Raw genomic sequence first — 6,138 nt, forward strand, 5'->3', positions numbered from 1 at the left:
GGCGAGATTATGCTAGAACCATATTTATTGATTGTTGGATGAAAAGGATTGTGTAAATGATAAAAATATATGTTGGAGGGGATTTACATGAATAAACAATGGGCGATCCAAACAGCCGATTCCATCATGGAACGTACACCGAAACTATACGAAGACAAAGGGAAAAAGGGTAAATGGTCATATGATTATGGTGTGATTCTAAAAGGATTCGAGTTGCTGTTCAAGCAAACGAGAGATCGTAAATATTTGCAATTCATTCAAGATAATATGGACTATTTCATTCAAGAAGACGGGAGCATTCAAGGTTATCGTCTTGACGAGTACAATATCGACCACATCAATAATGGGAAATTATTATTCCTTCTATATAAAGAAACGAAGCAAGAGAAGTACAAACAAGCTGCGATTTTATTAAGAGGACAATTAAACACACATCCGCGTACATCGGAAGGTGCGTTTTGGCATAAGGAAATATATCCGTATCAAATTTGGTTAGATGGTCTTTATATGGGAGCACCTTTCTATCTGGAATATTTGTTGACGTTCGAAGATGGACAAGGATTAGACGATGTGACGAAACAATTTATTCTGTGCGAGAAGCATACGAAGGATTCCAGTACAGGTCTGCTATACCATGCTTGGGATGAACAACGTGTTCAACTGTGGTGTGATCCCGATACGGGACTATCCTCTAACTTTTGGGGGCGTTCATTAGGTTGGTATCTCATGGCGTTAGTGGACGTATTGGAGATATTACCGACTGAACATGCAGATTATCAAGAACTCGTGCGTATTCTAAACGATACTTTAAACGCTTTGAAGAAGGTTCAGGATGCCGAATCTGGGGTCTGGTATCAAGTGGTCAATCTTGGGGATCGCAAAGGGAATTATCTAGAGGCATCTGCTTCCAGCATGATTACCTATGCAATGGCTAAAGGGATTCGATTAGGGGTATTGAATACGAGTTGGGATGAAACATTGGACTTAGCTTTTAATGGATTGATCACAGAGTTTGTACTTGAAACCAAAGAAGGATGGGTAAATCTCAATAAAAACTGTGAAGTTGCTGGCTTAGGTGTAGGTGAGAAGCGTGACGGTAGCTTTGAGTATTATATTAGTGAACCTATCGTTACTAACGATCAAAAGGGATTAGGTGCATTCCTGCAAGCTTGCGGTGAGTATGAACAATTAAGACGATAGAAAAGAATATAAACAATGGGTGAGAGGCGGATGGATATGTATAATATCGTAGACTACGGAGCGTTTAGGGATAGTGGGACGCTTGCAACGGAGGCTATTGCGTCTGCAATTGAAGCGGCAAGCAACGCAGGTGGAGGAACGGTTCATATTCCCGCAGGAACTTACCTAACCGGAGCAATTATTATGAAAAGTAATATTGAATTGAATCTAAGTCCAGGCGCTGTACTATCATTCAGCACGAATCCAGAGGATTATCCTGTCGTTGTATCCAGATGGGAAGGTGTGAAGCAAGAGGTCTATGCTTCATGTGTGTATGGCGAAGATTTGTATAATGTATCCATTACAGGAAGTGGAACTATAGAGGGAAATGGTCAAGCATGGTGGGATTTATTCCGTAATAATCGGCAGAACCTACAATATCCAAGACCGAAGCTAATCAGCTTCGATCGTTGTCAGCGGGTGACAATCAAAGATGTAACACTTAAGAATTCCCCGAGCTGGACCGTGAATCCGATCGCTTGTTATGATGTTACGGTTGATAATGTGTCTATTCTTAATCCAGCTGATTCACCGAATACAGACGGTATCGATCCAGAGTCCTGTTCTAATGTTCGTATTAGCAACTGCAATATTGATGTGGGTGATGATTGCATCGCTATAAAGGCAGGAACGGAAGATACAGAAGAACGAATTCCTTGTGAGAATATTACGATTACGAACTGTACCATGGTTCATGGACATGGAGCTGTCGTACTTGGAAGTGAGATGAGCGGGGATATTCGTAATGTGACGATTAGCAACTGTATTTTCAAACAAACCGATCGTGGTATTCGTATGAAATCAAGACGAGGACGCGGGGGAACCGTTGAGGATGTGCGTATTAGTAATATTGTGATGGAAGAAGTACTATGTCCATTTACGATGAACTTGTATTATTTCTGTGGACCGCGTGGGAAAGAGAAGTATGTATGGGATAAGAACCCGTATCCGATTACGGTGGAGACACCAAGTTTCAGACGCATCCATTTCGCTAACATTACTGCGCGTAATGTTCAGGCTTCTGCAGGGTTCATATATGGGCTCGCTGAGCAATATGTTTCAGAAGTTACGTTTACTAACGTTGACATTTCAATGGCGGTCAATGGTACTCCAGGTCAACCGGATATGATGACAGGTCTGAAGGATATGAATAACCGTGGTTTTTATTTGGGTAATGTCCGGGATATTCAATTTCATCAGGTGACGATCGAGAACCATGAAGGACCTGCTTTTTACATTGAAAATGGTGAAGATGTTGAAATTATCAATTGTCATTCGAGGAATACAAGTAAGCCAGAAAAGCTTGTAGAACAAGTTACGGTATCACCTTCTGAGCAAAATGTTCCTGAGTAAGGGGTAGATCATGGGTATTGATTAATTAATAATGAAGGGAATATAAAACCAACTATGATACTAGTAGGAAAAGAACCCTTTTGTGATTTTCATATGATACAAGCAGCAGTTGATTCGCTAGAGCAGCTATCTTCAACTGAAGCGGAAACGTTAGTTATTTTGTCTGGTGTCTATGAAGAACAGGTGCGAATATATCGTTCGCATCTTACCATAATAGGTGTTGGGCATGTGGAGATTCGGATGAATCGATATGCGAAAGAACGGGACGAGACAGGGGCAGAAATAGAAACCTTTGCAACCCCAACCTTATTTTTGGGAGGAAGTCATCTTGTCTTGGATAACCTCACCATTGTGAATTCAGCAGGGCAAGGGAAAGATATTGGTCAGGCTATTGCAGTCTACGCTCATTGTGATGAAACGATTTTTAGAAATTGTAACTTAAAAGGATATCAAGATACATTATTTACAGGTCCATTGCCCCCCGCACCCAGAGAGCGGCTAGAGTTTGGTGGAGTTCCTATACGGGAACATCATACCCACTATCGCCAGCTATATCAGAATTGCTATATTGAGGGAACCGTAGATTTTATATTTGGTGGAGCAACAGCGTATTTTGAACGATGTGAAATTCGTAGTTTACGGCATTGTGAGAATGAAGCGGGTTATATTACAGCGGCATCTACACCCAAGGGAGTTACACACGGTTATATTTTCAATCAATGTTTCTTAACAGCAGAACCTGATATTTCTCCGGTATTTCTGGGACGTCCTTGGCGTGAATATGCCAAGACTGCATTTGTGAATTGTCAGATGGGCGAACACATTCATCCACTTGGATGGGATCATTGGGGTAATAGCGCTAATGAGGAAACGGTCTGTTATGAGGAATATGGTGTGAAGAACATTAGTGCATTGCGTGTGGCACGAGTGCCATGGGCAGATTGTTTTGAAACAGTAGAATTAGAATTAAGTAAGGAGTATATTTTTGCTAATTCGAGTTTGGCAAATAAGTGAAAGGATTGGTGAGAGCTATGACTAACATGATTGAAAACCCGATATTAAGAGGATTTAATCCAGATCCGTATATTATAAGAGTCAAGGATACTTACTATATTCTAGTATCTTCGTTTGAATGGCTTCCAGGAGTAAGGGTGTATGAATCGAAGGACTTAGCTCATTGGGAGCATTGTACGGACATTCTGACGGATCAAGTTGATCTAAAGGGAAATGCGAAAAATTGTAGTATTTGGGCGCCGCAACTCAGTTACCACGATAACCTATTTCATCTAGTATATACGGACGTGAAGAGCACTAAGCGCCCATTCAAGGACGCTCATAATTATCTCATCACTGCAAAATCGATTGAAGGACCATGGTCAGAACCGATCTACCTCAATAGTAGTGGATTCGACCCTTCATTATTCCACGATGATGATGGACGTAAGTGGTTGTTGAATGCGCTGTGGGATTATCGTATTACAGAAGGAAATAAATCCAGTGGTATTGTTATGCAAGAATATGATAGTAAACAACAACGAGTGATTGGCGATCCTGTTAAACTATTTGATTGTACGCCACTAAAGAAAACAGAAGCACCCCACATTTATAAACAAAATGGTTACTATTATCTTATTACAGCAGAAGGTGGGACAGGCTCAGATCATGCAGTTACTGTAGCACGCTCTAAGGAACTATTAGGACCCTATGAAGTTGACCCATTGAATCCAATGCTTACTTCTAGCGGCCTGCCTGAGTTGGAGCTGCAATGTGCAGGGCATGGCAGTCTCGTGCAGACGCCAGATGGGGAATGGTATATGGCGCATTTATGTACTCGTCCCATTGATGGGAAGTATGCCATACTAGGACGGGAGTCCGCTTTACAGCAAGTGTATTGGGATGAAGAAGGTTGGTTGCGATTAACTGCAGGTGGTAATACGCCACAAGTCCATGTTCCAGCACCTAAAGGGATATCCGTGAAAGTACAACAACCACGTCATCTATTTGAAGATTCCTTCGAGGGTCCACAATTAAAGAAAACATGGAATACGTTGCGGATACTAGCAGACGACAGTTGGTGCTCATTTACAAAGCGTCCCGGTTATCTTCGATTGACGGCTGGAGAATCTATTCAAAGTCTCTTCCAACACCATATAATTGCAATACGGCAAACGGATAAACGTTTTCGAGTTGATACGGCTCTAGAGTATGATCCTGAAATTTATTTGCAAATGGCAGGGTTGTTACTATATCTTAATGATGAGAATTATCTATATGCGTATGTCAGTCATGAAGAGGGACAAGGAAAAGTATTAAGGATGATGAGATGTGAGGAAAATTCGTTTACATTAGTTCCTGAAGCGATAGTGATTGAAGATAATCTTCCTATCCATTTAGCTGTTGATGTGAATGAGACAGAAGGTCAATTCTATTACCATATTGGGAATGAATCGGCATGGGTACCACTATTAGAGAAGCAAAACATCAGTTTCTTATCAGGTGGATTTACTGGAAATTTTGTTGGTATTGCAGCCCACGATATGCAACAGTTTCAAGGGAGTTACGCTGATTTCGTTCACTTCCGTTATCAAGGAAACGATGATGGAACCTCTCAAGAATAAATTTACGAGAGCGCTTATGCAACCTATACAAGAAAACGAACCCGAGTGTTATTCCTTGAAAGGGAATGACACCCGGGTTTTTAGCTATTGTTCAACTTATACGATCTTTTGTGCATAATAGTAAAATAAGAAGTGAAAACTATGTTCATGGTGTAACATTCGAATATAAGTTAATCCTAAGGGGGCAACAAGATGATACGTAATAAAGAGAGCATTCGGCGTCGTATTCTATCGACATTTCTTCTACTCATCTGTATATTCACTCTACTAAGTGGTTGTTCTAAGGCACAACCTGAATCACAAGGATCAACTCCATTAGTAAAAACCCCACCAGCTACAGTATCGGACATGAATGACACAACAAAACAATTAAATCCACAAACAGATGCAACTGTATCGGATACAGAGGGAATTCCCGCTGGTGTGACAATCAAAAAAGTAATCAAAGATGAAGTGATAAAGAATGACTATCGTAAGATGGTAGAATTGCTTTCGGATGGTGGTAAGCGAATAACAATTTCTGATTTGAATCGGAAGGTTATCATGCGGCAACTTGAATATGAGGGAGTCATCCTAGAAGTTTCTGGACATCAGGTCACCGTTCAAGTGGAACGAGGAGGACAACAAACTTTGACTATCCCAAGTGATGTTGTCATTGACGATGAGGATAAACTTGGACTAAACAAAGGTGTTGAAATCGAATGGGACGTAGATACCGATGGACAAATCCTAACCGTGGAATTGGATGATTAATTGGAGAGCAACGATAATGAATCATCTACAGTAAGCTACCATCAAAATAGAAGCGGGTAAATTCTCGCTTCTATTTGTGCGCTTATTTGTGTTATACTTATATGTTATGACATAAAGTAACGATGTTAAAAAGAAATGTATTTATAATTAAGGAGACAACATGACATTTAATGAA

General features: G+C 40.6%; 5 protein-coding genes. All 5 read left to right on the top strand.

Going from position 1 to position 6,138, the window contains the following annotated elements:
* Positions 1-87 precede the first annotated feature (87 nt).
* The 5 genes from AC1TO9_RS21820 (at position 88) to AC1TO9_RS21840 (ending at position 5,963) form a co-directional block, all read left to right on the top strand.
* Positions 88-1,200 carry a glycoside hydrolase family 88/105 protein gene (locus tag AC1TO9_RS21820; protein WP_482060498.1) on the top strand — a complete coding sequence of 371 codons (1,113 nt, stop codon included), beginning with the start codon at positions 88-90 and terminating at the stop codon, positions 1,198-1,200.
* A 30-nt stretch (positions 1,201-1,230) separates the two neighbouring features.
* Positions 1,231-2,592 carry a glycoside hydrolase family 28 protein gene (locus AC1TO9_RS21825; RefSeq protein WP_482060499.1) on the top strand — a complete coding sequence of 454 codons (1,362 nt, stop codon included), beginning with the start codon at positions 1,231-1,233 and terminating at the stop codon, positions 2,590-2,592.
* 57 nt (positions 2,593-2,649) lie between these two features.
* Positions 2,650-3,606: a pectinesterase family protein gene (locus AC1TO9_RS21830; RefSeq protein WP_482060506.1), complete on the top strand. Its 957-nt coding sequence runs from the start codon at positions 2,650-2,652 to the stop codon at positions 3,604-3,606.
* Between the two features lie 17 nt (positions 3,607-3,623).
* On the top strand, positions 3,624-5,210 hold the full coding sequence (locus AC1TO9_RS21835) for a glycoside hydrolase family 43 protein (RefSeq protein ID WP_482060500.1): 1,587 nt from the start codon (positions 3,624-3,626) through the stop codon (positions 5,208-5,210).
* Positions 5,211-5,402: 192 nt separating this feature from the next.
* A complete protein-coding gene (locus AC1TO9_RS21840; protein ID WP_482054323.1) occupies positions 5,403-5,963 on the top strand; it encodes a hypothetical protein in 561 nt (186 codons plus the stop codon).
* The last annotated feature ends 175 nt before the right edge of the window (positions 5,964-6,138 follow it).

The organism is Paenibacillus sp. Y916, from assembly GCF_056786435.1.

Excerpts from the sequence above, each read along its gene's own strand:
- AC1TO9_RS21840 (WP_482054323.1), top strand. The coding sequence starts at position 5,403 with ATGATACGTAATAAAGAGAGCATTCGGCGTCGTATTCTATCGACATTT.
- AC1TO9_RS21835 (WP_482060500.1), top strand. The coding sequence starts at position 3,624 with ATGACTAACATGATTGAAAACCCGATATTAAGAGGATTTAATCCAGAT.
- AC1TO9_RS21820 (WP_482060498.1), top strand. The coding sequence starts at position 88 with ATGAATAAACAATGGGCGATCCAAACAGCCGATTCCATCATGGAACGT.
- AC1TO9_RS21825 (WP_482060499.1), top strand. The coding sequence starts at position 1,231 with ATGGATATGTATAATATCGTAGACTACGGAGCGTTTAGGGATAGTGGG.